The sequence below is a fragment of the Streptomyces endocoffeicus genome (assembly GCF_016741935.1).
In the GTDB taxonomy this organism is placed as follows: domain Bacteria; phylum Actinomycetota; class Actinomycetes; order Streptomycetales; family Streptomycetaceae; genus Streptomyces; species Streptomyces endocoffeicus.
The window spans coordinates 77,507-102,261 of sequence record NZ_JAERRG010000022.1 but is presented as its reverse complement, the minus strand read 5'-3'; the positions used below and the strand labels follow the sequence as shown (position 1 = coordinate 102,261).

The window sequence follows — 24,755 nt, the reverse complement described above, 5'->3', positions numbered from 1 at the left end:
CCTCTCCGAGCAGATCCCTCGTGCCGACCTTCACGGCGGCAGAGGGCACCGACATCGCCGCCGGGCCGCCTCCGTCAGGTTCAGCGCGGCGCGGGTCCCAGCGCGTCCCATCCGGCGGGCGGCTCGGGGTCCTGGGGCGGGCGTTTGCCGCTGGGGTTGCCGTCGGGGTGCTGGTTGATCCACGACAGGCCGCCCAGGTCGAGGTTGTGCCGGGCGCGGGTGACGGCGACGTAGGCGAGGCGTGCCTCGGCGTCGTCGATGTCGCCGGGCAGCGGTTCGCCGTTCTCGTCGGTCTCTTCTTGGTCGGCAGGTTCCTCGAAGTCTTCGCCGATGCGTACGGAGGCCCATTCGCGGCCCTTGGCCTTGTGGGCGGTGGAGACGACGATCTCGGCCCCTTGCTCGGCTGCGAGCCGGTCCACCGCTTGCAGGATGACGTCCACCCCGTGCTCGTCGACCAGGTCGACGAGAGGCAGCAAGTCACGTCCGGACGGGTCGTACTCGGCGTACTCCTGGAGTTCGCCCCAGTTCTCGAAGAGGATGAGTTCGGGGTGGGTGCTGCGCTTGCCGGCCTTCAGATCGCGGGCGGCCCGGGCCAGGGCTCGCAGTGCGTCGCCGCCGCCGACCAGGGCAACGCGGCGGCCGACTTCCAGCTGGCGCATGACTTCGAGCATGGCGCCGACATTGGACCGGCACAAGATCGCGTCTGGGTCCTCCAGCCGTTCGAGCCGGGTGTTGACGGACGGAGTGCCGGTCAGGCGGATCGGAGAGTCGACGATGCCCAGCCACCGGTTGGCTTCCTCGGCCAGCGCGGCACCGAAGCGGAACGACTTTGACAGGGCCAGCTGGGTGCCGTCGAAGTCGCTCATCACGTCTCTCGCCCCGCGCCAGCCGTAGATGGCCTGGGCGGAGTCACCGACCATCACCAGCTGGCAGTGGTCCCGCTGGGCGTTGAAGATCTGCTCGACCACCGGGTTGGTGTCCTGTGCCTCGTCCAGCAGCAGGAAATCGGCTTTGATCCTCGGTTCGGTCAACGCCCAGATCTTCAGGTAGTGGTCGTGATCGAAGCGGACAACGCCTTCCTGCGGGTTCTGGAGGTCGTCCCATGCCTTGGTCGCGTACGGCAAGACGATGTCAACGAGCTGGGCGTGCAGGTCCTCGGCCTCGACGCCTCTCAGTCGGGGAACGTGGTGGCGCTTGATGGTGCGGTCCGCGGACTGGCAGAAGCGGGTGACGGTCCGCAGCACGGTGTAGGAGAGCGCCTTGTTGGTGACATTGCGTTCGCCGATCCGGACCCTCATGTTGAGGGCGATGCCCAGGGAGGCGCCGGTCTTCCAGCCAGGCACCCGGGGCGCGTTCATCCGGGATCCGTACTTGTGGCCCACGGCTGCGAAGGCGAGCGAGTGTGCGGTCTTGCACCGCACATTGCCGGGGAACTTGCGGGCGGCGTCGTTCGCGATCGACTTGTTGAACGCTATGTACCGGCCGGGCTTCGTCGTGCCGGCCGCGAGCATCGCCAGCGTCGTCGTCTTACCGGTCCCCGCCCCGGCTTGCAGGACCAGGTGGTCCCCGCGCCGGAAGGTATCGACGGCCGTACTCTGCTCGGCGGTAGGTGCGGGCATCGTGCTCCTCACAAGGGTGGATACGGCTTCACAGCGCGATCGAACGGTGACACACGGAGAGGGTGTGCGTCTATCGATCATCAGATCGGCTGTGTCTCCATCTCTCCGGCAGCGTCATGCCGCGGCCGCTCGTCCATACCGCCCTGTGCTTCGCTCAGTGCTGTGATTCGTGGCTACGCGGCCCCCTGCTGTCGGTGGCGGCAGCCGCAGTGCTCACTGTGAAAACTCGTGGAATCACGTGCTCGGCCGTGCCAGGCTGGGCGGCGTCGAAGGGGTGTAGCTCAGAGGCCAGAGCGCCGGTCTCCAAAACCGGATGTCGCAGGTTCGACTCCTGTCACCCCTGCCATCGCTACTTGTGCGGGGGCGTGGGCCAAGGCGTTCCGCTCGCGGCAGCGTCGAGGAGGTCGCCGAGGCGGAGCCATGCCGTGGGCCCCGCATTGCTGGCCGGGCTTGTAGCAAACCGTTGCCATGCTTCGGCGTTGTCGCCAAGGGTGGCGCGTACGACCGAGATGACCGCTGGGTGTGCTTCCTTGCCGCAGTGGCCTGCGGCTTTGAGGGCGGTCCAAGCGGGCAGGGCGCGGGTCAGATCGGTGTCGGTGGTGGGCAGGCTCAGCACGGCGCTCACCCACGCCTCTCGGAGGTTCGGGCCACCGCCCAGGCGTCGGCGGAGGTTCTGAGTGAGGTCCCGCAGTGCGCTCTGCGGGTCTGAGTGGCGGTTCAGCACGGCGGCGAAGGACACGTCGCGGCGGTAGACACGGGACGCGAAGGACAGCAGGGCCTTTTCCACGAGGGCGTCGTTGCCTTGGTGTCGCCGCACGTAGTCATCGAGGACAGCGTCCGGAGCGCCCGCGAGGTCGCGTATGGTGACCTGATCCGGCTTGCCGAGAGACGCAGTGCGCGCCGGACCAGGATCCGGGAGCGGTTCGGCGGTCATCCGCTCGATGGTGTCGAGGAGTTCACGCGCCTGCTGGACGTCCGAGTCCATCCCATATCTGCCGTAGTCCCGGCGCCCGGCAAGCGCTCGTTTTGCCTCCCGACAGATCAGGCGAGCCCTCTCCTTCACCTCCGGGGTCACCACTGGCAGGTGCTGCAGCAGGTCGCGCACCCAGCGCAGATCCTTCGCCGAGCGAACCGGGGCCTTTGGGTCGGATTCCCACAGCATCAGAGCCACGGCCGCATGTTCGGCGAACTTCTGGGCCAGGGAAGCCAACTGGTCTTCTGAAGCTCGCCAAGAGTGAGGGCGCCCGTACTGCTGTGCCTGGTCGGGGTTGAGGATGTAACGCCACGTGCCGTCTGCCGCCAGCGCGGCGCGGGATATGGCAGCCCGGTAACCATAGGGCAGACCGTACTTGTCATCCGACAGGATCCGGTCGATGTGCTTGCGCTGCTGGGGAAGGATCTCCGCCAGGTCATTCGCAAAGTGCTTCCTTACCTCTTGCTCCGTTGCCCCGTCGCGGCGCATACGGCACATCCGGGTGGTGAGTACGGAGAGGGGGAAGGACGCGAGGTTGTCCTGGGCGATCTCTTCAAGGAGTTCTGGCTCGACGTCCCAGGGGATGCTTCCCAGCAGGTGTTCACGGATGGCGTGGCCGACATGGTTGTCGTCAGACCGGTCGACGAGCCGCCGGTGGTGTTCGGGATGCGCGGTCAAGATCTGCTTCCACATGATTCGCCAGGCCCGCTCGGCGGCTTCCCACCTCTCCAGCCTCGTCGACGTGTCCTCCTCGCCCTTCTCATCGAGAACAGGGAAGGATGGCAGTAGATCGACAGCCGCTGTGAGGACGCTGCCATGCAGTCGGTGCTGTCGCAGCACCAGTTGGGCATCCGTCGGCGTGTCGAGGAGGTCGACTGTCATGCCCTGCTGGCGTGGCTCCCGTTCGCGCAGCGCCTGGGCGACGGCGTCAGCCAGGATGTCGCTCGCTTCCGCCGAGCCGAGGCGGCCGAGCTGAAGGGCGGTGCAGCGCCTCACCGACTCGTTCCGCAACTGCGGTGTGCAAGAGGAGTGCGAGAGAGCCAGCAGTGCCAGATCCATGGACGGTCCGTATAGCGGGTCCGATTTCGGGGGCTTCCGAGCCAGGTCGCTGTCGACTGCGGATTCCAGCAACCACGATGGAGCAGAACTGGCGTAGGGGCCGCGTAACAGCGCTTCCAGCAACTCCCGTCGCTCCAGCCCTTCCTCCATCGACCGGGCTTGCTCGGCGGCCATCCGCGAGGGCGGATCATCTGCGTCGCTGTCCACGACGAGCCCGCACAGGAAGTTCAGGGGAAGACTGGGGGCGGCTCCACCGCTGTCCATGAGGCTCCGATCCATGTTGGAAGACCTGCTTGAGTGTTCGTCCGAGTCCCTGTGTGGGCGGTTCACCGACTCCACTCCGCCCTTCGGGGTGCAGAGCGCCTTCCCATGGTGCCGTAGGACGCTGACAACAACGTCGTTTACGGTCGATGCCAGCCGTATCGGGATCACTGCCCTGAATGCGCCCGCGGGTCTTTTGACCACTCGCCCGTACTCTGCGCCCCGGGAATGCGGGTGGCTCATCAAGCAGCGAGCCACTCAGCTTTCGCCCATGCGCCGTCCGTCGGCTGACACGCCTGCCGATGTGAGATCCGCTTGCCCGGCGAGCTGATGGGGAGCTGGCGCCTCCTTGCCGGCCGGGGACCTTAAGCCCGGGGTGGAAGGCGAGCCGTTTGGGAGCCGGCCTGTCTAGTTCGGCGCGACTCTGCGGGAGACACCTGTAACCCCGACTACCCGTGCTGGCGCAACGCGCGGCGCCGGGTCAGGCGGCGATCGGGGCCTGCATTCTCAGCTCAGGTCGGCCACCAGAAGGTCGAGGGTTGCTTCCTCGTGAAGGGCGATGCCCAATCCGGTCATGGCAGGTGCCAGACCCGGATCCCAGTCCGCGGTGACGGGCTCGCCGACGAGTGGAAGCTGTGGGACACCCTGAGCCTGGGTTCTGGTGGCGAGCTGCTCGTAGTCCTCGGCGCTCAGCCGCCACGGGCGTGCGTCGTAGCGGCGGATGATCCGGTTGGCCAATGCGATCCCAGGCCAGTCGAAGTCACCGTGGTAGGCGAAGTGACAACCACTAGCAGCCAGAGCATCCAGGAGGGTGAGAACCGCCGTCGCGGCACTGCCGGACGTGCACACGAGTGGCTGAGAGCAGGCCGCGTCAGCGGCGGCTTCCACGACGCGTGGGTTTTCACAGATGCGGACCATGGTGGCGGACGGCAACGTCAGGTGCAGGACGTGCAAGTCACGCAAGGTGAAGTGGGTCTCCGCGTGATGCAGCGCTCTCTCGCGCAGCGCCCGTCCTCGCCAGCCATCGCCGAGCGGCCGTAGACCGTAGGCGAGCACGGTGCTGGAGACTTCGTCCGGAGTGACGGCCGCCAGTCGCCAGAGCGCGCGCCGTCCAGCCGCGTTATCGGGGAGTTCGGAGTCATGAGCGAGAGCGATGCCCCGTTGGACGAGCCGGGCAAGCCAGGTCCCATCGTCCAGACCATGGGCCGACCCGGTCACTTCGGCGGCAAGCTCTCCCCGGCCGCGTATGCCTGACCTGCCAGGCCCCAGAAGCAGCGCCAGTACCTGCACGGCTTGCTGGAGGGTTCGGACCGCGGCTTCCGGTGTGATTCCTCTGGGTACGCCCACGCGCCGGAGGCCGTCGTACCACTGGCGAGCCCACGCCTCCGTCCTCAAGGGAGACACCTCCAGCGAATCGGTGACTGCGGACCACACCATCTCGCGCCGAGCGATGGCACCCGCCCGGGCGGCCTGCCGGTCGGTGAGCGGCGGCCCAATCGCCTGGAGGGTCTCGACCAGCCCGAGTCCCGCGGCTGAGGCACGCAGGCGTGAATCCAACGTGTCGAGTCGTATCGTCACCGTGTCGCTGGTGCAAGCCTTGCCCAAGAGCTGGGACAGGGCAGTTCTCTCCTGAGCGTCGATCTTGCTGATTCTCAGTGAACCAGCGGCTTGCAGACCGTTGCTCTCCAGACGCTTGCGGGTCGCTTCCCACAGACGGTCCAGGCCGGGCTGGGTGAGCCAGTCCCGCGTTTCGGCCGGCAGTGTGCTCATACGGACACCAGGCGCCGGTGGCGGCCGTTCCAGGTGTAGTGCAGCGTGGCTACGCCGCGTACGTGCGGATCGCGCAGGCACTCGTAGATATGCAGGGAAGGGACCTCGGGCCAGTTGCCCATGAGCCGTTCGCTGGTGAGGACGAAGTCGAGATCGAGATCGAGGAGGATCCGCCCCAGACGTCCATGGGTGGGCTCGTCGACCTTGGCGAAGGCATCGTCGAGGAGGATCAGGCGTGGTGCGTTCGGCGCCGCTTCGCCGAGGGTGGTGAAGTGCGCGGCGGCCGCGGCGAACAGTACGAGGTAGGAGAGCACGCGCTGCTCGCCCTGGCTGAGCCCGGTCCGGCCGGTGAGCCTGCGCTTGCGGTTCGGGGCGGCGTCCTCGACGACGAAGGTGTGGAAGCGGAACCAGTCCCGGTAGTCCAGGGCGGTGCGCAGGTGGGCGGCATAGCCGGCTGAGGGGTCGGCCCTGCGCGCGTCTTCGATACGGCGTTGCAGCACCTCACGGAGTTGCTCGGTCTGCTCGCGCGTCCGCAGTCCGGAGGGGCTGCGGAGGAGCTCGACGGCGGCTCGTACATCGGCGTCGACGTCTTCGTCCAGCTTCCACTGCAGCTCAACGCCGAGACCGTGTGATGTCCGGACCGTCTTCAGCGTGCTGTTGAGAGCAGCGACCAGATTGGCGGCGGTGATGACCTGCGCCGACAGATGGTCACCGAGTTCGCCGGCGAGGAAGCGCTGAAAGACTTCGCGTTCACGCTCGGTGAGGCGGCCCCGGGCCTCGGCGGCCTGCTCGGCGATGCGTTCACCGATCTGGGCGACATCCTGGGGTCCGTGGTCGTCGAGCAGTCGGCAGACCTTGATCCCGTCCTGCTCTTCGAGCTGCGCGTCATAGCCGCCGGCGAGTTGGTCCCGGAGGTCGGTGTGCCGGTTGAGCAGCGCACTGTCCGACACATCGTGCTTCGGCTGGTCAAGACCACCGTTCACGGCATCGGCGAGGTCACGCAGCGCTCGTATGCGACTGCGGATATCAGCCAAGGGCTCGTCCCCGTGCTGCTCCGGCAAGTCCGAACGGTCCATTCCAGCGCCGCGGAGCACCTCCGGCCTGGACAGTGCCTTGCGCAGCGTGTTTCCGGCCGTGATCACTGCGGTTTCCTGCGTGCGCAGCTGCACGCGGCGGCTTTCTTCCTTCTCCTCGGCGCGGACCCTCTGATCGTGGAGCTCTCCCAGCGCCCTCTGCGCCTCTGGTAGGGAGCGAACCGCAGACGCGATGCGCCCCTTCGTCTCCGCCTCGCGCGCCAGGATCTCGTCCTCAGAGCTCCCGACGGCCTCTTCGAGAGTACGGAGGGCCTGACGAGCGGGCCGCAGCTCATCGAGACGAAGTTGGTAGTCCTGCTCGGCTTCCAGGCGGTCATCACAAGCCCGGCCATAGCCCTCGTGCTCCGCCACGCTGCTGCTCAGGTCTCGGACGGTGCTCTGGGTTGCCCTCTGCACGTGCTTGATGCCGCCTTGCAAGCCGGCCAGTGCCGTCCGCACTCGTGACAGGGCACCAGGGTCGGTCGGGAGATCATTGGCTGTCGCGGTGGCCTCGGCTTCGACACGGTCGGCTACAGCCGCGCTGCGGGCCTCGTCGGCCTCACGCGTGGCGCTGACCACCTTCCCGGCAAGGACTTGTACGGCGGTCTCGGCGTCCTCGATCTGGGACCACGCGTGGGCCAGACGCCGTGCCTGTGGGAACACCCGCATCCCCGCAGCCAGGCCACGTCGCCACGCGTCGATCTCTGCCAGACCGTGGTGCTCGATGGTGAGCCGCTGCTCCACCTCGGCCAACGCCTGCTCCAGCTCTGCCAGCTTCCGGCGCCGGGTCTCGGCACGAACGGCAGCACCGACGTATTCCGCCTCGTCCTTCATGTGTCGGCCACGGAGAGCGCCGAGGCGCCAACTGCCGTCGTAGTGCACGGCACTGGCCGCCGTGGTCTCCTCGGACGACGAGAGCGCGATGGTGTGCAGGATGCGCTCCACCTGTTCGACTGTGACGACACTCTCGGGATATGAGACGGCACGCAGCGCGTTGCCCAGCGTTGGACCGTTCACCGCTGTCTGCCCGGGTGCGAACAGGGTGTCGCGCGTAAGCGGATCGAGAACGACCCCGTCTGCGGTGACCCAGGCGTCCAGGATGCCGCTCGCTTCCAAGGCCGCTTCCAAGCCCGCTCGCTCGGCTGAGGTCAGCCCATCGGCGAAGTCCACCAGCCGGAAGAACGGCTCCCCCGTGCCGGGCGCTCGTTCCGTTCCACGGTGGTGCGGGACGGGAGGCTCCGGGTCCGTGCGTCGTTCCCACTCCTCATGCAGCCCGACAAGCCGATCGCGCTCCTCGGAGAGGCGGCTCACGCTCAGCGCAAGAGCGTCCCGCCGCTCGGCCAGAACCTCGCCGTAAGGATCCAACACGGCGTGAGCGACCTGCTGCACCTCCATGTCGATCCCCGCATGCAGCACTTGTTCGGCGAATGGCGCGTCCGATGACGTCTCAAGCTCGACTGTGCCCCGGAGAGGCGTCAGCGAAGGGCACTCCGGTCCGATGGCGAGGGACATCCGCGATGCCCACTCGGCCACCTCCTGGGCGTACGCACCACTCTCTTCGACAGCATTCGCACGGTGATTCGCGAGTTGGTCGGCGGCTTCCTCGGCTTCGCCCTCCAGCCGCTCCCGTTCGGTATCCGCAGCGGCCGCGGCTGCCTGGGATGCGCGGGCTTTGGCGGCGAGGCCGTCCACTTCCTGCACCATCCGCAGCCGGTGCTTCACCACCGACTGCGAACCTTCCAACTGCCCATGCCATGCGTCCAACGCGGCCCGAGTGGAGGTCACATCAGGAACGGACACGCTGCGATGCCGTACGACGTGTGGTTCTTCGGCAGGACTGAGGATCTCCACCTCGGTCGGCCCGCCCAGATGCGTGTGGTGCAGGGGGACCACTTCGCCGAGGTGCCCCGGCGGCAACCCTGCCTTCTCCGCTATGGTCAACAGCTCCCGGTGCTCTGCCGCGAGCTCGCCGATCCGGTTCCCCAGCCTCTGGGTCCCTTCGACCAACCGGTCCGCCGCGTACTCCTCAGCACGATGTGCGCTGAGCACGGAGGCAAAGGACGTCTCAGCGGCAATACCCAACGCAGCCACGGTGTTGCGCCGTTCGGACAACTCGGCCAGGCTGCGGTACCCGTCACTCGCCTGAAGAGCTTCGAGCTCCGTCTGCGCCGTTTCCCGCTCCTTTCGTAGATCCCGTAGTCGGGTATCGGCCTCTGCTTCCCGGATCCTCAGATCGTGCGTCGCCTTGGCGGCATCGCCCGCTTTCCGGCGCTGCTGGGCAAGCGCATCCAGCTCCTTGCTGACTCCGTCGGACATCCGGCGGAGGACACCGGCCAGGTAGCCGCGGTAACTGGTGAGGAAGGTGCGAAGCGCCGTGTCGGTCCGTTCCAGACGACCGAGCTCATCGCGTACGGCGTCCAGATCGTGGAGGTTGCGCGCCACCTTCTCCACGACCTCTTCCTCCAGCCCCGGCAGGGTCTCGCTGAGCAGAGATACGAGCCCACCGGACTCGATGCGGTCGCCGACGGTGGGACGGCGCAGCCTGTGGAGCAGCTGAGTCAGGTTGCGATAACGAGTGGTGTCGGTGATTCCGAAGAGCTCACGGGCCACGCGGGACCGGTGCTGGACGGCCCTCTCCGTCACATTGTCCGCCCCGATTTTCTCCTTGAGCTTCTCGACCGGTAGGGGTTTCCCTCCCTCGACGAGATGGAGATCTTCCCCGATACGGAGCGGCGTGATGAAGAACGCCGGGATCGCCTTCTTGGTCGACTTCGATGCCCGGATCGCCGCGCCGAGAGTGAGGTACCGGTCGTGTTCGTCGACCGTTGTCATACGGAACTCGACCCAGAGGTAGCCCAAGCGGTTCGTCTGCTCGAAGCCGTCCAGCATCAGCCAGACAAGTGTGGTCCGACCGGTACCAGTGGCGTCCAGGGCCCGGGAATCACCATCCAGCAGATACGGCAGCAGCATCTCCAGCGCCTTGGACTTGCCTGCGCCGTTCTTGCCGCGAAGAAGCAGCCGCCCATCACCGAACGAGAACTCCTGCTCGTCGTACTGCCAGACGTTGCGAATCCCCGCTCGGTGTAACCGGAAGCGGTGAGGCGAGGCAGGTACGGAACGCTGCAGAGGGATGGGCGCGCTCGTGTCAGAGTTCATAGCGGCAGCTCCTGCTGTACGTCGGCATCGGGGCGTCCCCGGGCAGCCTTGCGAACGGTGACCTGAGTGGCGTATCGGGAGGCAGCGGCGAGAAGCACGAGGCCGGTTCCCTCCTCGCGTGCCCCTACGACGTCGGTTACAGAACGATCTTCCGGGACGTTCTCGTCGTATCCCTCGGGCAAGCCCTGGCCCTGGGACCGGAGTCGGCTGACGCGGGCCACCAGCCCCATGCGCGAGAGCAAGTCCAGTACCGCGTCGCGCAGGGCGGTCTGGTCCTCCAGGTATCCGCGCTGCCAGTTGCTCCGCCGTCCGTATTCCTCGACGAGTTCAGCCAGCACCTCGTCCACCATCCCGTCGGGAACGGCGACACCGATCACCAATCGGCCCCCCGTCGCCGGATGTCCCGGACTGTCGGGCCGCAGGCCCTCCACCAACTGTTCCAGCAAGAGCAGCGCGGCCTGCGCGACGGTTCCGGTGCCGGGGAGGTGCACATCGGTCACTTCCTCCTCGGCGTCGACCAGCACCACCCCCTCTGCCCGGATCTCGGCCTCCAGACCCAGAAGTTCGGAGAACGCCTGGGCTTCCCTGCGCTGCCGGGTACGCAGCCAGTCACGCTCGGCGTCCGTCAGATCGTCGAGGTACACGACCGGCGTCTCCACCAGCATGCGGCGGACGTACGTACGAGGACCGCCGAAGCCGGGGTCCGCTGCTCTCCGTACCAGGTCAGCGCCGTCTCGGCTTTGCGCGAGTGGACCGGCGACGACAGCGCGGGCGATCTCTCGGTCGATAGTGATCAGCGCTTCGCCGCCGTCCTCCTGAGTGACCGCGTTGACGCTGCCTTCGGTTTCGATGAGCACGCCCCAGTCGACCAACTGGCGCAGCGCTGCGGCCAGAGTCCGCTTCTCCGCCGCCCGGCCCGTGCCCTCCAGCTCAACGCCGGCGTCGGCTGCCGCGGCTTTGATGTCGGCGACCAGCCGCGACAGCAGCAGCTGCTCCGGAGCTGTCACCAGGACCGACAGAGCCAAGGCCAGGCAGGCGTAGGTGCGTGGGGTGAAGGGCGTGCTGGTGGAACGCTCAAGCCGGTGTCCCGCGCCGGCGCCCAGCCCAGCTTTGAACAGCCGGGCATAGGAGGTGTCGACGAGGAGCTGGTAGCCGAGGACCTGCTGGAATCGCTTCGCCAGCCAGTCGGCATGCCTGCGGATCAGTGGAAACAGATCGGAGTGTGGCCCCGCCGCTGTCACCAATGGGTGAACGAGCAGCAGTCTGGCGGCACTTCGGCGTTCGGCTGCAAGGGCGACATCATGAGCCGAGGGAAGGGTCACGACACGCTCACCCCGGCCCCTTGCCCTTCCGCGGCAGTGGAGCTCTCGACACTCAGCTCCAGATCGTCCAGCAGAAGCTCGCCGTCGACCGAGTGCAGCACTGTGTCCGCACCGGCTATGCGTCGCACAGTGAGACGGATGCCAAGCTCAGCGTCCTCGCTCTGCGCCGCGTCCAGGGCGAAGGTGCCGGCCTGGTTCGTCCCCGGGCCATGGTTCCGCCGCAACTGAGCGTTGCCCAATGCCGTTGCCAGGAGTTCGAGCAGCAGGGCGAGGGCGGCAGAGGTGAGCCGCACCTGAGCGAAGCGCCCGGAAGCACTGCGCAGTTCCTCTGCGGCAGCCTGTCTGGCTGAGGCTCGGTCGCGTGCGGCCTGCTGGAGCCGTCGCTTTTGCTGGGAGTGGTCCTCTACGGCGGATGCCCGGCCCCGCTGTGCTCGGTTGCCCCGCTCACGGAGCGCTACCGGAACCTCCACCACGGGTCCGGTCCACCAGCTCGTATACGCGGGCACCACCTCGTCCGTGGCTGGTGGAACGCCCAGGTGCCGAGCGCTGTACAGACCGAACGCGGCGACCGCGATGTCATGTGCCTCTTCAGGGGCTGCTTCGTCGAACCACAGGGCGAGGCGCAACAGGTCCTTGCGCCGCGACATCTCACCGGAAGCCGAGCGGAGCATCCGCTTGGCATTCGCGAGCAGCGACTGAAGGGCGCGCAAGGTGGCATCCCGAAGTTGATCGACCTGACTTCCCTGCCCGTCGATATCGGAGAACCAGCCGCGCAACGCCTCCCAATCGGCCATTTCGCGGCCCCGGCTGCGCTGCACCCGGACCCCAGGCTCTCCCTCCAGCCCAAGTTTGGCTCCCGAAAGACCACGCGCGTGTGCGTCGAGCCGGTCGAGGAGATCCGGAAGCTCTGGCCAAAGGATGCTGAGAACCGCGGCGATGCGAGGCGCGCGAAAGGACACATCCTCGGTAATGGCCTCGACGTAATCGAGGAGCAGTTCCTTGAAGCCGTGATACTCGGCGCTGTCCAGGTCGTAGCGGGCGAGCACTTGGCCCAGGTAGGCGTAGAAATCCCTGACGGAATCCGCGAACTCGGTGAACTGGACGAAGATGGTGCTTACGCGCTCCAGTGCGTCCTGTGCCTCCACCCCACCCGGCTCCTGGACGAGTCGGGCCAACTCCCGGAGCCCACGCTCGACCAGCGCCAGCAACTCGCTGCTGACCTCGCGGGCGGCGTCCGCCCCCGCCAGCACCTCGTCCGCATCTCGCTGGATCCGTTCGCCCAGCTTCGACAACTGGTAGCGAGACCGGGCGCGCTGGTATTCGGTGATGCTCGATGCCTTCACCGTATGGCTGCTGCGCAGCAGGTTGCCCCACCGCACCAGTTGTTCGAGCCGAACGGCAAGCGTCTCGGCGTCGAGTCCCGATGCGGGCCCACCGGAATCAGTGAGTTTCGCCAACACATCCGGCACCGCCATATCCGCCAGCAAAGTCGCGCAGAACACCCGCATGATGGCGACATGCTCCAGCCGCTCCGGCGCGCTGAGATACGAATAGGCGGTCAGCCGTTGCCACGCTTCACCGCGGTCGGGCTCTGCCGGGGGGACCTGTGCGGATTCCTCCATGACTACGAGGCTACGCAACGGGACTGACAGCAAACCTCTGTCTTGCACTACGGACCCATACCGGTGCGGGCATCCCAGTGCGCGTCGGATCAGGATGGTCCAGCACACAGGGCGGCGTCGGGCGCTGCACCCTAGTACTGCCTTCACGCGAGCCAGATACTTGATCACGTGGAGCGTCTCGGTAGGTGTCTCGTCGGAGCCCTGGACCGCTGCTTCGGCGACGGCTCCTTGGGAGCCGGTTTTCGGGGTCGGCTCCCAAACGGCTCCCAAGGGACCCCGGAAACGAGTCAGGGGCCCGATCCGCTTTCGCGGATCAGGCCCCTGACCTGTGTTCCTTCAGTCGGGGTGGCGGGATTTGAACCCACGACCTCTTCGTCCCGAACGAAGCGCGCTGCCAAGCTGCGCTACACCCCGAAGCAACGAGCTCTACTTTAGCGGACCTGTGGCCAGAGACGAAATCCGGTTTTCGAGGTCCCGCAGGTCGGGGCGGTCCCGGTGGGTGGGGTGGGTCAGGGGGTCTGGGGGGTGAGGGTGAGCAGGGTGGCTTCCGGGGGGCAGGCGAAGCGGACCGGGGTGTAGCGGTTGGTGCCGCAGCCCGCGGAGACGTGGAGGTAGGAGGTGTGGCCGCCGGCCTGGTGCTGGGAGAGGCCCTTCACCCGGCGGGCGTCCAGGTCGCAGTTGGTGACCAGGGCGCCGTAGAAGGGGATGCACAGCTGGCCGCCGTGGGTGTGGCCCGCGAGGATCAGGGGGTAGCGGTCCGCGGCGAAGGCGTCGAGGACACGCAGATACGGGGCGTGGACCACGGCCAGGGAGAGGTCGGCGCCCGACTCGGGGCCGCCGGCCACCTCGGCGTAGCGGTCGCGCTTGATGTGGGGGTCGTCGAGGCCGGTGAGGGCGATCTCGATGTCCTCCAGCTTCAGCCGACCGCGGGTGTTGGACAGCCCGACCCAGCCGGCCGCGTCGAAGGCGTCGCGGAGCTCCGTCCACGGGTTGTGGATGGCGCCGACGACCGGGGGGTTGCCGTTCAGGCCGTGCTTTCCGCTGGCCTTCTCCAGGAGGTAGCGGGCGGGGTTGCGCGGCTTCGGGCCGTAGTAGTCGTTCGAGCCGAAGACATACGCACCGGGGAACTCCATCAGCGGGCCCAGCGCGTCCAGGACCTCCGGCACGCCCTCCGGGTCCGAGAGGTTGTCCCCCGTGTTCACCACGAAGTCGGGGCGCAGCCCGGCCAGGGACTGGAGCCAGCGCTGCTTCTTGCGCTGGCCGCTCACCATGTGGATGTCGGAGACCTGCAGGACGCGCAGGGGGCGCATCCCCCGCGGGAGCACCGGAACGGTGATCCGCCGGAGCCTGAAGGACCGGACTTCGAAGCAGGCGGCGTAGGCGAGGCCGGCCGCGCCGACCGCCGTGATTCCCAGGGGTACTCCGTATCGCGCGCGCATGCCGTCCATGGTCGCAGAACGCCGCCGGGGGAGAAATCTTCGGGTGATTCCCGGCCAGTGCTGGCACACTCGACGCCATGACCACCACGCTCAAGTCCAGGCTGAAGGCCGATCTCACCGCGGCGATCAAGGCGCGCGACGAGCTGCGCTCCTCGACTCTCCGGCTCACCATCACCGCGATCACCAAGGAAGAGGTCGCGGGCGAGAGCGCACGTGAGCTGTCCGACGCCGAGGTGGAGAAGATCGTCGCGCGGGAGGCCAAGAAGCGCCGTGAGGCCGCCGAGGCGTTCGAGAAGGGTGGACGCGCCGCGCAGGCCGAGCGGGAGATGGCGGAGGGCGAGGTGCTCGCCGAGTATCTGCCGAAGCCCCTTACGGACGACGAGCTGAACGCCCTGGTGGCCGAGGCCGTGCGGGAGGCCGCGGCGGGCGGCGCGGAGGGGCCGCGGGCCATGGGCGCCGTGATGAAGATCGTGAACCCGAAGATCGCCGGGCGGGCGGAGGGCGGCCGGGTCGCCGCCGCGGTGAAGCGGCAGCTCGCGGGCGGGTAGTCCCCGCCCGGAGGGTGCCTTGTCGCGCTGGGTTATGGGTCGCGTGCACTGTGTGCTCCACCATTGGGTGCACACATAAGAAGACCCATAAGAAGGGGGCCGGACATTTCTGTCCGGCCCCCTTCAGCGCTCCATCACGAGCCACCGCTACCGCGGGAAGTTCCAGCCGCCATTCCCGTTGCCGTTGCCGCCATTCCCATTGCCGCCGCCGATCAGGTCGGGGGGCAGGGAGATGTCCGGCCACGGGTTGTCCTGGCCGCCGTTGTCGCCCTTGTCGTTGCCCCTGTCGCGGCCCGGCCTGCGGTCGCGCGGCTTCTTGCCGTCGTGGGGCTTGCGCTGGTTCGGGTCCTTGATCTGGACGTTCACGAAGTTCGGCGCCGGCTTGCCGTCCAGCGCGCCGCTCATCGCGTCCTTCCAGATCGGGCCGGGGGTGTCCGCGCCGTAGACCTTGTCGTGGGGGACGCCGCCGATGGTGATGTTCTCCATCTTGACGCCCTTGGGGCCCGGGCCGCCGACCCACACCGCACCGGCCATGTTCGGGGTGTAGCCGACGAACCACGCGGCCCTGCGCTCGTCCGTCGTACCCGTCTTACCGGCGCTCGGGCGGCTCTGGAGCCCGGCCTGCTTGCCGGTGCCGTCCTCGACCACTCCGCGCAGCAGCGTGTTGATGGTGTCCGCGGTCTTCTCCGACATCGCGCGCGAGCACTTCGACTGCGGCACCTTCAGCTTCTTGCCGCCGGGGCCGGTGATCGACTCGATGAAGACGGGCGAGCAGTAGACCCCGCGGTTGGCGAAGGTCGCGTAGGCGTTGGCCATCGTGAGCGGCGAGAAGCCCTCCGAGCCGAGGGTGAGCGACGGCACCTGGTTGTGCTCCTTGCCGTCGGCGCGCTTCGCCCCCATCTTGTCGGCCATCTGCGTCACCGGGCAGACCCCGATGTCGCTGATCAGCTGGACGAAGTAGGTGTTGACCGACTTGGCGGTCGCGTCCTTCATCCCGTACGGGCCGACCTCCTTCTCGTTCTCGTTCTCGACGGTCGCGCCCTCGTCGTTGCTCCAGGTGCCCTTGCAGGTGGTGACCGGGCTCGGGTACTTCATCTTGTACGGCGAGGAGTAGCGCTGGTACGGCTTCTTGCCCTGCTCGATGGCGGCCGCCGCGGTGATCGGCTTGAACGTGGAGCCGACCTGGAAGCCGTAGTTCGAGCCGCCCATGGACTTGTCCGCGGACAGGTTGATCTGGGTCTCGTTCTCGCCGAAGCCGTACGGCCTGGACTGGCCCATCCCCAGCACCTTGCCGGTGCCCGGCTCGACCAGCGTCACCGCGGTGGCCACCGGGTCGGACTGGTAGACATGCTTCTTGATCGACTTCTGGACCGACTCCTGGGCCTGCGGGTCGAGCGTCGTGCGGATCGTCAGACCGCCCTGGGTCCAGCGCTTGGCGCGCGCCTCCGCCGTCTTGCCGAAGGTCGGGTCGTTGAGCAGGGTCTCGCGGACGTAGTCACAGAAGAACCCGGCGCCCTTGACGGCCGTGATGCAGCCGCTCCTGGGCATGCTGACCTTGAGGCCGAGCGGCTTCTTCTGGGCCGCGGCGGCCTGCGCCGGAGTGATGTCCTTCACCTCGGCCATGCGCCGCAGAACGGTGTCGCGGCGCGCCTTGGCGGATGTCGGGGCGTTGATCGGGTCGTAGCGGCTGGGCGACTGGACGAGACCGGCCAGCAGCGCCGCCTGCTCCAGCTTCAGATCCTTGGCGGACTTGCTGAAGTAGCGCTGGGAGGCCGCCTCGATGCCGTATGCCTGCTGCCCGAAGAAGGTGATGTTCAGGTAGTTCTCGAGGATCCGCTTCTTGCCCAGTTCCTTCTCGACCTTGATCGCGTACTTCAGTTCCTTGATCTTGCGGCCGATGGACTGCCGGGTGGCCTGGGCGACCTTCTCCTTGTCGTCGCCCGCCTCCTCGACGAACACGTTCTTCACATACTGCTGGGTCAGCGTGGAGGCGCCCTGGGACACCCCGCCGTCCTGCGCGTTGCTGTTGACCGCGCGCAGCACGCCCTTGAGGTCGACCGCCCCGTGCTCGTAGAAGCGGGCGTCCTCGATCGCGACGATCGCCTGCCGCATGTACGAGGAGACGTCATTCAGCTTCACGATCGTCCGGTCGCGGGAGTAGACCTTCGCGATCTCCCCGCCCTTGGCGTCCAGGATCGTGGTCCGCTGGCTGAGCGGCGGTGTCTTGAGATTGGCCGGAATTCCGTCGAACTCCTCGACCGTTCCCTTGGCCGCGAGGCCGAGCGCCCCGACGGCGGGAAGCGCGAGCCCGGCCATCACGGCCCCGGCCAGCGCGCTGACGCCGAGGAACTTGGCGGCCTGTTGAGCGGCGGACAGCCCTCCGCTCGAGCGCGTGTTTCCCATAGGACGCAGCCTACGTCTCGAATCGCCGGACAGGGGACCGGGTGTTCGCATAAGCTGTTTCACGCCAGTCACAGCTGTGTGGCTGAGCCACACCTCACACCCTCACTCAAGTGAGCGATGAGAGCTGCCCGGATTGCGGCCCCTGTCCTGAGCTGCCCGCTGTTCGGTGTGCGAACTGCCCGGATTTGCACTAGTAATCGCAAATGTCGCCAGCTCACTCCGTTGGGTGATCTGCCGCGTACCCATAGTCCGTTCGGACCATCCAAGATTGGGCCTGCAGGGGGTGTTGCGCTGTGTCTCGCTTCCGTAACGTCCTCAACTGGCGACGGTGAATATGCCGTTTGTCGCCGTGGGGGAGCTCCGATTCGGGAGAGGACGGCGCCAGCATGGGCTGGGTAACCGACTGGAGTGCGCAGGCCGCCTGCCGCACTACTGATCCAGATGAACTGTTCGTCCAGGGCGCGGCACAGAACAGGGCCAAAGCGGTCTGCACCGGATGCCCGGTGCGCACCGAGTGCCTTGCGGATGCCTTGGACAACCGCGTGGAGTTCGGTGTGTGGGGAGGGATGACCGAGCGCGAGCGGCGTGCACTGCTGCGCCGCCGGCCGACGGTGACCTCCTGGCGCAGGCTCCTGGAGACCGCGCGCATCGAGTACGAGCGCAGCACGGGCATTCTGCCCTTCGACGACGAGGACTACGAGCGCTTCGCCGCGGTCGGATAGGCCGGACGGCGGTTCGCCGGTGGTCGGCTGACGGCCTGCCGGGCTGACGCCTGCTGGGCTGAGACAGCCTGCCGGGCTGACGGCCTGCCGGGTTGTTGCCTGCCGGGCTGTGATGCCTGCCGGGCTGATGCCTCCTGCCGGTGTGAGCGTCTTGCCTCACCATCACCTCACCCACCTCTCGTCTCGGCACGAGTGGGGGTGCGAGTACGGGCGCGCCTCGTCAGGGGCGGGTACGGGTACGCGCACGCCTCCGAGCACGACCGCGGCCAGGGTCGCGGTCGGCCGTGGGGCTGTGGGGGCGCGTGTGTGACACGGCCTCGGGTGGCATGGCTTCCTGTGGCATGCCCTGGTGTGACATGGCTAACAGGTCGTGGCGGACCGGGGGTTGGTCCGCCGCCTGGGCCCTTGGTGCCGCCTTCGGCTACCCGGTTACGCCCTCGGCCACCGGTGACTGTGGCGTGTCCGCTGTGGCATGCCCGCGTGCGAGGCGTGGGTCTGCCTGTGCGTGCTGTTAGGCCGTCGGCTGCGCAGCCGCAGCCGCAGCCGCGTCCGTCGAAGCCCGAGGCCCGGCTGCGGGCGTTCGCGCGCCATGCGGCCCATCACCGCGTTCGCTATGCGTGTTGTCTGTCGTGCTGTCGTGCGTCTCCATCCATGCGCGGGCGGCCGACCGCCCGGCGGGCACCGACTCAGCCCGCCACGCGATTGGTCCGCTCCGGCGGGACCGCGAGGCGTTCGCCGATCGCCCGCAGTCCTGCCAAGTCGTGTACGTCGCCAGGGAGTGCGGCCACTTGGGCCACCGGAACCTCGGGGTGGAGCGCCGTGAAGCGGTCGTGTGTGCGCTGCTCGCGTCCGAGCACCTGCATACGCTCCGCGTGCAGCCGAAGCAGTCCCGCGGCGAGCCGCTCCGCCGACGAGTCCGCCGACGTGGGGGAGACGTCGGGGTCCGCTGCCGAGGGGTTCCGCGCTTGAGCATTCCCTGAGGGGGGATCGACAAATCCGCCGTCGGCAAGATTTTCTGCCCCGGCGCCGTTCTTGGCCGGATCGCTTCCCTCCGCCGCGTTCGCGAGCGCATCGTCCGGATCCACGGGGTCGCCCGCCAGGGTCAGGATCTCCGCGGCGGCCAACGCACGTTCCGCCGACAGCTGTTCGGCACCGCTGCCGTGGACCCGGTTCAGCACCAGCCCGGCCAGCGGCATCTGGTCCGCGGCCAGCCGTTCCACGAAGTACGCGGCCTCCCGCAGGGCGTCCCGCTCGGGCGCGGCCACCACGAGGAAGGCCGTACCCGGAGCCTGCAAGAGCCGGTAGGTGGCCTCCGCGCGAGTACGGAATCCGCCGAACATGGTGTCCATCGCGGCAGCAAACGTCTGAACGTCGCGCATCAGCTGTCCGCCGAGCACCTTGCTGACCGTGCCCGTCATCATCGAGACGCCCACGTTCAGGAACTTCATCCCGGCCTTGCCGCCCACCTTGGCCGGGGCCATCAGGACCTTGATGAACTTCCCGTCCAGGAAGGAGCCGAGACGTTTCGGCGCGTCGAGGAAGTCCAGCGCCGACCGGCTGGGCGGGGTGTCGACGACGATCAGGTCCCATTCGTCGCGGGCCCGGAGCTGGCCGAGCTTCTCCATGGCCATGTACTCCTGCGTGCCCGCGAAACCGGCCGAGAGCGACTGGTAGAAGGGGTTGGCGAGGATCGCCCGGGCGCGCTCGGGGTCGGCGTGCGCCTCGACGAACTCGTCGAACGTCCGCTTCATGTCGAGCATCATGGCGTGCAGTTCGCCGCTGTTCCCGCCGCCGATGCCCTCCACCCGGCGCGGGATGTTGTCCAGCGCGTCGATGCCCATGGACTGCGCGAGCCGGCGGGCCGGGTCGATGGTGAGGACGACGACCTTACGGCCGCGCTCGGCGGCCCGTACGCCCAGGGCGGCGGCGGTGGTGGTCTTACCGACGCCACCGGAGCCGCAGCACACCACGATGCGGGTCTGCGGATCGTCCAGCAGGACATCGATGTCCAGCCGGGGTGCCACGTCCATGCTCATGCCGCCTCCTGCGTACGACTCGTTGTCCGTGGCGCCCTTACGGCGGGCGCCGCTCACGCCGGCCACTGCTTGCGCAGATCCGCCGCGAGCCGGTACAGCCCGGCCAGGTCGATGCCGTCCGTGAGCAGCTCCAACTCGTGCAGCGGCAGGCCCAGGCCGGTCAGCTCGGCGCGCTGCGCCCGCTCCAGCGCCACCCGCTCGGCGTGCTCGCGCGCCTGCTCCAGCAGTGGGTCGACCAGCCGCTCGGCCATGCCGCCGCGGCGCGCACCGCCCAGGCCCGCCTGGGAGAGCGCCTTGGCGACGGCCGCGCGCTGCCCGTTGGCGGCCACCTCGACGGCCTCGTGGTCGAGGATCGCGGGCCGGACCATGTTGATGATGACCCCGCCCGTCGGGAGGCCGTCGGCGCGCAGGTCGGCGATGCCGTCCGCGGTCTCCTGGACCGGCATCTCCTCCAGCAGGGTCACCATGTGGACCGCGGTCTGGGGGGACTTCAGGACGCGCATCACGGCCTGGGCCTGATTGTGTATCGGGCCGGTCCTGGCCAGCCCGGCCACCTCATGGTTGACGTTCAGGAACCGGGTGATGCGGCCGGTGGGCGGCGCGTCCATGACCACGGAGTCGTAGACGAAGCGGCCGTCCTTCTTGCCCTTACGGCGCACCGCCTCGCACGCCTTGCCGGTCAGCAGGACGTCCCGCAGCCCCGGGGCGATGGTGGTCGCGAAGTCGATCGCGCCGAGCTTCTTGAGGGCGCGTCCGGCCGAGCCCAGCTTGTAGAACATATGGAGGTAGTCCAGGAGTGCGAACTCCGGATCGATCGCCAGGGCGTGCACCTCCCCGCCGCCCGGCGCGGTGGCGATCTTCCGCTCCTCGTAGGGCAGCGGCTCCGTCTCGAAGAGCTGCGCGATGCCCTGGCGGCCCTCGACCTCCACCAGCAGGGTGCGCCTGCCATCGGCCGCGAGGGCCAGCGCGAGTGCGGCGGCGACCGTGGTCTTGCCGGTTCCGCCCTTGCCACTGATGACATGGAGCCTGCTCACAGTGGGGAGCCTAACCAGTCCCCCCTCGCCCTACGCACCAGGCCCCGGCGGAGAGGTATTACAGTCGGCCCCATGACCAAGTGGGAATACGCGACCGTACCGCTGCTCGTGCACGCCACGAAGCAGATTCTGGACACCTGGGGCGAGGACGGCTGGGAGCTGGTCCAGGTGGTCCCCGGCCCGAACCCGGAGCAGCTGGTGGCCTATCTGAAGCGGGAGAAGGGCTGATGGCGGGCGGCACGGTCGAGGGCAGGCTCGCCGGGCTCGGTCTGACGCTGCCCGCGGTCGCGGCGCCCCTGGCCTCCTATGTGCCCGCGCTCCGCACCGGCTCGTACGTCTACACCTCGGGTCAGCTGCCGCTGGTCGAGGGGAAGCTGGGCGTGACCGGCAAGGTCGGCGCGGAGGTCACCCCCGAGGAGGCCAAGGACCTGGCGCGCGTCTGTGCGCTGAACGCGCTGGCCGCCGTGAAGTCGGTCGTCGGCGACCTCGACCGGATCGTGCGGGTCGTCAAGGTCGTCGGCTTCGTCGCCTCGGCGCCGGACTTCACCGGCCAGCCGGGTGTCATCAACGGCGCGAGCGAACTGCTGGGCGAGGCCCTGGGCGACGCGGGCGTGCACGCGCGCAGCGCGGTGGGCGTGGCGGTGCTGCCGCTGGACGCGCCGGTCGAGGTCGAGATCCAGGTCGAGGTCGCGGACTAGATCCAGGTCGAGGTAGCGGACTAGATCCAGGTCGAGGTAGCGGACCAGCGGACGCCGGATCGCGGACGGCCGGCGGTTCCGTGGGCGATCCCGCCGGTGGGTGATCCCGCCGGTCGGGGCACGTGCGGGCATACGTGGACGCGGACCGGTGTGACGGCCGGTGCGCGGACCGGCCCCGGCGTGGCGTCGCGGGGGCCACTCGAACATCAGCCCGTAAGCGCATAGCATCCGGCCATGTCCACTACGAATGGCCAGTGGTACCCACCCGAGTGGCCAGAGCGGATCCGGCTCCTGTCCGCCGGTGAGCTCACACCGGTGGCACCGCGCCGGGCCGCCACCGTCCTGCTGCTGCGGGACGGACCGTACGGAACGGCCGGGCAGGACGCACCACAGGACGCGCAGGACGCTCGGGGCGGGGACGGGGAGCACACACCGGACGAGCTCGACGCGGCGGAACGGCCCGGCACGGCGCGGGAGTCCGTGGGGGCGCCGGAGCCCGCAGACGCCGCGCAAGGCCCTGAAACGCCCCCAGAGGGCCCGCGGGACGCGGCGGGAGGGGCCGCCGGTCCCGCCGTCTACATGCTGCGCAGACGCGCGTCCATGGCCTTCGCCGGAGGCGCGTACGCCTATCCGGGCGGTTCCGTGGACCCGCGCGACGAGCGGATGGTCACCTGGGCCGGTCCCTCGCGGGCCCAGTGGGCGCGGCGGCTGGGCCTGGACCCGAGCGAGGGGACGCAGGCGCAGGCCATCGTGTGCGCGGCGGTCCGGGAGACCTTCGAGGAGGCGGGGGTGCTGTTGGCGGGCCCGACGCCGCACACCGTGGTCGCGGACACGACGGGGGACGACTGGGAGGCGGACCGCGCGGCGCTGGTCGCCCGGGATCTGTCCTTCGCGGAGTTCCTGGACCGCCGGGGGCTCGTACTCCGCTCGGACCTGCTGAGCTGCTGGGCGCGCTGGATCACCCCGGAGTTCGAACCGCGCCGCTACGACACCTGGTTCTTCGTGGCTGCGCTGCCGCGGGGGCAGCGCACCCGTAACGCCTCCACGGAGGCGGACCGGACCGTCTGGATCCGTCCGGGTGACGCGGCCGACGGCTACGACCGTGGCGAGCTGCTGATGATGCCGCCCACGATCGCGACGCTGCGCCAGCTCGTGGGCTACGGCTCGGTCGCCGACGCGCTGGCCGCCGCGACGGACCGGGACCTGACGCCGGTCCTGGCCCGGGCGCGGGTGGAGAACGGGGAGCTGGTGCTGAGCTGGCCGGGCCATGATGAGTTCACCAAGCACATCCCGGGAGCCACGGGGGGACCCTCCGCATGACGTACGCATCCGCTCTGCCCGGCCAGCCGCGCGGGGGCACCATCGGTGGCCCGGCCACCGACCGGGCCGTCTGCGTCCTGGCGCCGAACGCCTCGCCCATGACCCTGGACGGCACCAACACCTGGATCGTCGCCGAGCCCGACTCCGACCTCGCCGTCGTCATCGACCCCGGGCCGCTGGACGACGCCCACCTCAAGGAGGTCATCGCGGCCGCCGAGCGGGCGGGCAAGCGGGTCGCGCTGACCCTGCTCACCCATGGCCACCCGGACCACGCGGAGGGCGCGGCGCGCTTCGCCGAGCTGACGCGGACGTCCGTAAGGGCGCTGGATCCGGCGCTGCGGCTCGGGGACGAGGGGCTGGAGCTGGGCGACGTCATAACCACCGGCGGTCTGGAGCTGCGGGTGGTGCCCACGCCCGGCCACACCGCCGACTCGCTGTCCTTCCACCTTCCGGCCGATGGCGCGGTCCTTACGGGCGACACGGTGCTCGGGCGGGGCACGACCCTCGTCGCGCATCCGGACGGGCGGCTCGGCGACTATCTGGACTCGCTGCGGCGGCTGCGCTCGCTGACGGTGGACGACGGGGTGGACACCGTTCTGCCGGGCCACGGGCCGGTGCTGAACGACGCCCGGGGCGCCGTGGAGTACTACCTCGCCCATCGCGCCAACCGGCTCGCGCAGGTGGAGACGGCGGTCGAGGACGGCTACCGGACGCCTTCGGACGTCGTGGCGCATGTGTACGCGGACGTGGACCGGTCCCTGTGGCCGGCGGCGGAGCTGTCGGTCCGGGCCCAGCTGGACTATCTGCGCGAGCACGGGCTGATCTGAGGCCGGCGTCTCCCGCGGCCCTGTGGGCCCGCGGTCTGTGGGGCCGGCCGTTCATGAGCGCCGTAAGGGGCCCGCCGGATTCCGGCGGGCCCCTTACGGTCTGTCTTCGTGTTCCGTCCGGCGTCAGCGGGAGCGCTTGGCCAGCCGCTCGACGTCCAGCAGGATCACCGCGCGCGCCTCCAGCCGCAGCCAGCCGCGGCCCGCGAAGTCGGCGAGCGCCTTGTTGACGGTCTCGCGGGAGGCGCCGACCAACTGGGCCAGCTCCTCCTGGGTCAGGTCGTGGACGACGTGGATGCCTTCCTCCGACTGCACGCCGAAGCGGCGCGACAGGTCCAGCAGGGCCCTGGCGACCCGGCCCGGAACGTCGGAGAAGACCAGGTCGGACATCTGGTCGTTGGTCTTGCGCAGGCGCCGGGCGACCGCGCGCAGCAGCGCGGAGGCGACCTCGGGCCGGGCGTTCAGCCACGGCTGGAGATCGCCGTGGCCGAGGCCGAGCAGCTTGACCTCGGTGAGGGCGGTGGCGGTGGCGGTGCGCGGGCCCGGGTCGAAGAGCGACAGTTCGCCGATCAGCTCGCCGGGGCCGAGCACGGCCAGCATGTTCTCGCGGCCGTCGGGAGAGGTGCGGTGGAGCTTCACCTTGCCCTCGGTGACCACGTACAGGCGATCGCCGGGGTCCCCTTCGTGGAAGAGTGCGTCACCCCGCGCGAGGGTGACCTCTCCCATGGAGGCGCGCAGCTCAGCGGCCTGCTCGTCATCGAGCGCCGCGAAGAGCGGGGCGCGCCGCAGAACGTCGTCCACGAGTCTCTCCTTGTCGACATGCACAGGGGACCGACGTCCCCATGATGCCGGACGGTAAAACAGTGCGATCAATCA

At 68.7% G+C, this 24,755-nt stretch carries 17 protein-coding genes and 2 tRNA genes; 7 read left to right on the top strand and 12 right to left on the bottom strand.

Annotated elements, in window-relative coordinates; genetic code table 11:
• Positions 1–80: 80 nt before the first annotated feature.
• The gene (locus tag JK364_RS38885; protein WP_201856127.1) at positions 81–1,619 is read right to left on the bottom strand and encodes a UvrD-helicase domain-containing protein; all 1,539 of its coding nucleotides are present in this window, start codon (positions 1,617–1,619) and stop codon (positions 81–83) included.
• Between the two features lie 270 nt (positions 1,620–1,889).
• Here JK364_RS38885 and JK364_RS38880 point away from each other — a divergent pair.
• Positions 1,890–1,965: transfer RNA gene (locus tag JK364_RS38880), tRNA-Trp, on the top strand.
• A gap of 3 nt (positions 1,966–1,968) precedes the next feature.
• Here the strand turns inward: JK364_RS38880 and JK364_RS38875 are convergent.
• The 7 genes from JK364_RS38875 to JK364_RS38845 form a co-directional block, all read right to left on the bottom strand.
• Entirely contained in the window at positions 1,969–3,915 is a 1,947-nt protein-coding gene (locus JK364_RS38875) for a hypothetical protein (RefSeq protein ID WP_201856126.1), read from the bottom strand.
• A gap of 504 nt (positions 3,916–4,419) precedes the next feature.
• Positions 4,420–5,682: a TIGR02679 family protein gene (locus JK364_RS38870; protein WP_201856125.1), complete on the bottom strand. Its 1,263-nt coding sequence runs from the start codon at positions 5,680–5,682 to the stop codon at positions 4,420–4,422.
• The gene (locus JK364_RS38865; protein WP_201856124.1) at positions 5,679–9,911 is read right to left on the bottom strand and encodes a TIGR02680 family protein; all 4,233 of its coding nucleotides are present in this window, start codon (positions 9,909–9,911) and stop codon (positions 5,679–5,681) included. Before JK364_RS38865 ends, JK364_RS38870 begins: the two co-directional genes overlap by 4 nt.
• Positions 9,908–11,233 (bottom strand): TIGR02678 family protein, encoded by a 1,326-nt coding sequence (locus JK364_RS38860; protein ID WP_201856123.1) that lies wholly within the window; start codon positions 11,231–11,233, stop codon positions 9,908–9,910. The genes JK364_RS38865 and JK364_RS38860 overlap by 4 nt, the downstream gene beginning before the upstream one ends.
• Complete coding sequence (locus JK364_RS38855) at positions 11,230–12,855, bottom strand: TIGR02677 family protein (protein ID WP_201856122.1); 1,626 nt, start codon at positions 12,853–12,855, stop codon at positions 11,230–11,232. Before JK364_RS38855 ends, JK364_RS38860 begins: the two co-directional genes overlap by 4 nt.
• Positions 12,856–13,195: 340 nt before the next feature.
• Positions 13,196–13,269, bottom strand: a tRNA-Pro gene (locus JK364_RS38850).
• 95 nt (positions 13,270–13,364) lie between these two features.
• Entirely contained in the window at positions 13,365–14,294 is a 930-nt protein-coding gene (locus tag JK364_RS38845) for a metallophosphoesterase (protein ID WP_201856121.1), read from the bottom strand.
• 77 nt (positions 14,295–14,371) lie between these two features.
• Here JK364_RS38845 and JK364_RS38840 point away from each other — a divergent pair, with 77 nt between their 5' ends.
• Positions 14,372–14,842: a GatB/YqeY domain-containing protein gene (locus tag JK364_RS38840; RefSeq protein ID WP_201856120.1), complete on the top strand. Its 471-nt coding sequence runs from the start codon at positions 14,372–14,374 to the stop codon at positions 14,840–14,842.
• 147 nt (positions 14,843–14,989) lie between these two features.
• Here the strand turns inward: JK364_RS38840 and JK364_RS38835 are convergent, their stop codons facing one another.
• The gene (locus JK364_RS38835) at positions 14,990–17,245 is read right to left on the bottom strand and encodes a transglycosylase domain-containing protein (RefSeq protein ID WP_201856119.1); all 2,256 of its coding nucleotides are present in this window, start codon (positions 17,243–17,245) and stop codon (positions 14,990–14,992) included.
• Positions 17,246–17,631: 386 nt separating this feature from the next.
• On the opposite strand from JK364_RS38835, the gene JK364_RS38830 reads away from it, so the two are divergent.
• Entirely contained in the window at positions 17,632–17,967 is a 336-nt protein-coding gene (locus JK364_RS38830) for a WhiB family transcriptional regulator (RefSeq protein ID WP_201856118.1), read from the top strand.
• Between the two features lie 686 nt (positions 17,968–18,653).
• Here the strand turns inward: JK364_RS38830 and bagB are convergent.
• Complete coding sequence (bagB, locus tag JK364_RS38825; RefSeq protein WP_201856117.1) at positions 18,654–20,003, bottom strand: ATPase BagB; 1,350 nt, start codon at positions 20,001–20,003, stop codon at positions 18,654–18,656.
• A gap of 53 nt (positions 20,004–20,056) precedes the next feature.
• The gene (gene bagA, locus JK364_RS38820) at positions 20,057–21,037 is read right to left on the bottom strand and encodes an ATPase BagA (protein WP_201856116.1); all 981 of its coding nucleotides are present in this window, start codon (positions 21,035–21,037) and stop codon (positions 20,057–20,059) included.
• A 72-nt stretch (positions 21,038–21,109) separates the two neighbouring features.
• On the opposite strand from bagA, the gene sp36 reads away from it, so the two are divergent.
• The 4 genes from sp36 (at position 21,110) to JK364_RS38800 (ending at position 23,882) form a co-directional block, all read left to right on the top strand.
• Positions 21,110–21,265 carry a Sp36 family protein gene (gene sp36 / locus JK364_RS38815; protein ID WP_020870215.1) on the top strand — a complete coding sequence of 52 codons (156 nt, stop codon included), beginning with the start codon at positions 21,110–21,112 and terminating at the stop codon, positions 21,263–21,265.
• Positions 21,265–21,735, top strand: coding sequence for a RidA family protein (locus JK364_RS38810; RefSeq protein ID WP_201856115.1), 471 nt, complete (start codon positions 21,265–21,267; stop codon positions 21,733–21,735). Before sp36 ends, JK364_RS38810 begins: the two co-directional genes overlap by 1 nt.
• Positions 21,736–21,969: 234 nt before the next feature.
• Positions 21,970–23,055, top strand: coding sequence for an NUDIX hydrolase (locus JK364_RS38805; protein WP_201856114.1), 1,086 nt, complete (start codon positions 21,970–21,972; stop codon positions 23,053–23,055).
• Positions 23,052–23,882, top strand: coding sequence for an MBL fold metallo-hydrolase (locus JK364_RS38800; RefSeq protein ID WP_201856113.1), 831 nt, complete (start codon positions 23,052–23,054; stop codon positions 23,880–23,882). The genes JK364_RS38805 and JK364_RS38800 overlap by 4 nt, the downstream gene beginning before the upstream one ends.
• A gap of 123 nt (positions 23,883–24,005) precedes the next feature.
• On the opposite strand, the gene JK364_RS38795 is transcribed toward JK364_RS38800, so the two are convergent.
• Entirely contained in the window at positions 24,006–24,680 is a 675-nt protein-coding gene (locus tag JK364_RS38795; protein ID WP_014061749.1) for a Crp/Fnr family transcriptional regulator, read from the bottom strand.
• Positions 24,681–24,755: the final 75 nt, after the last annotated feature.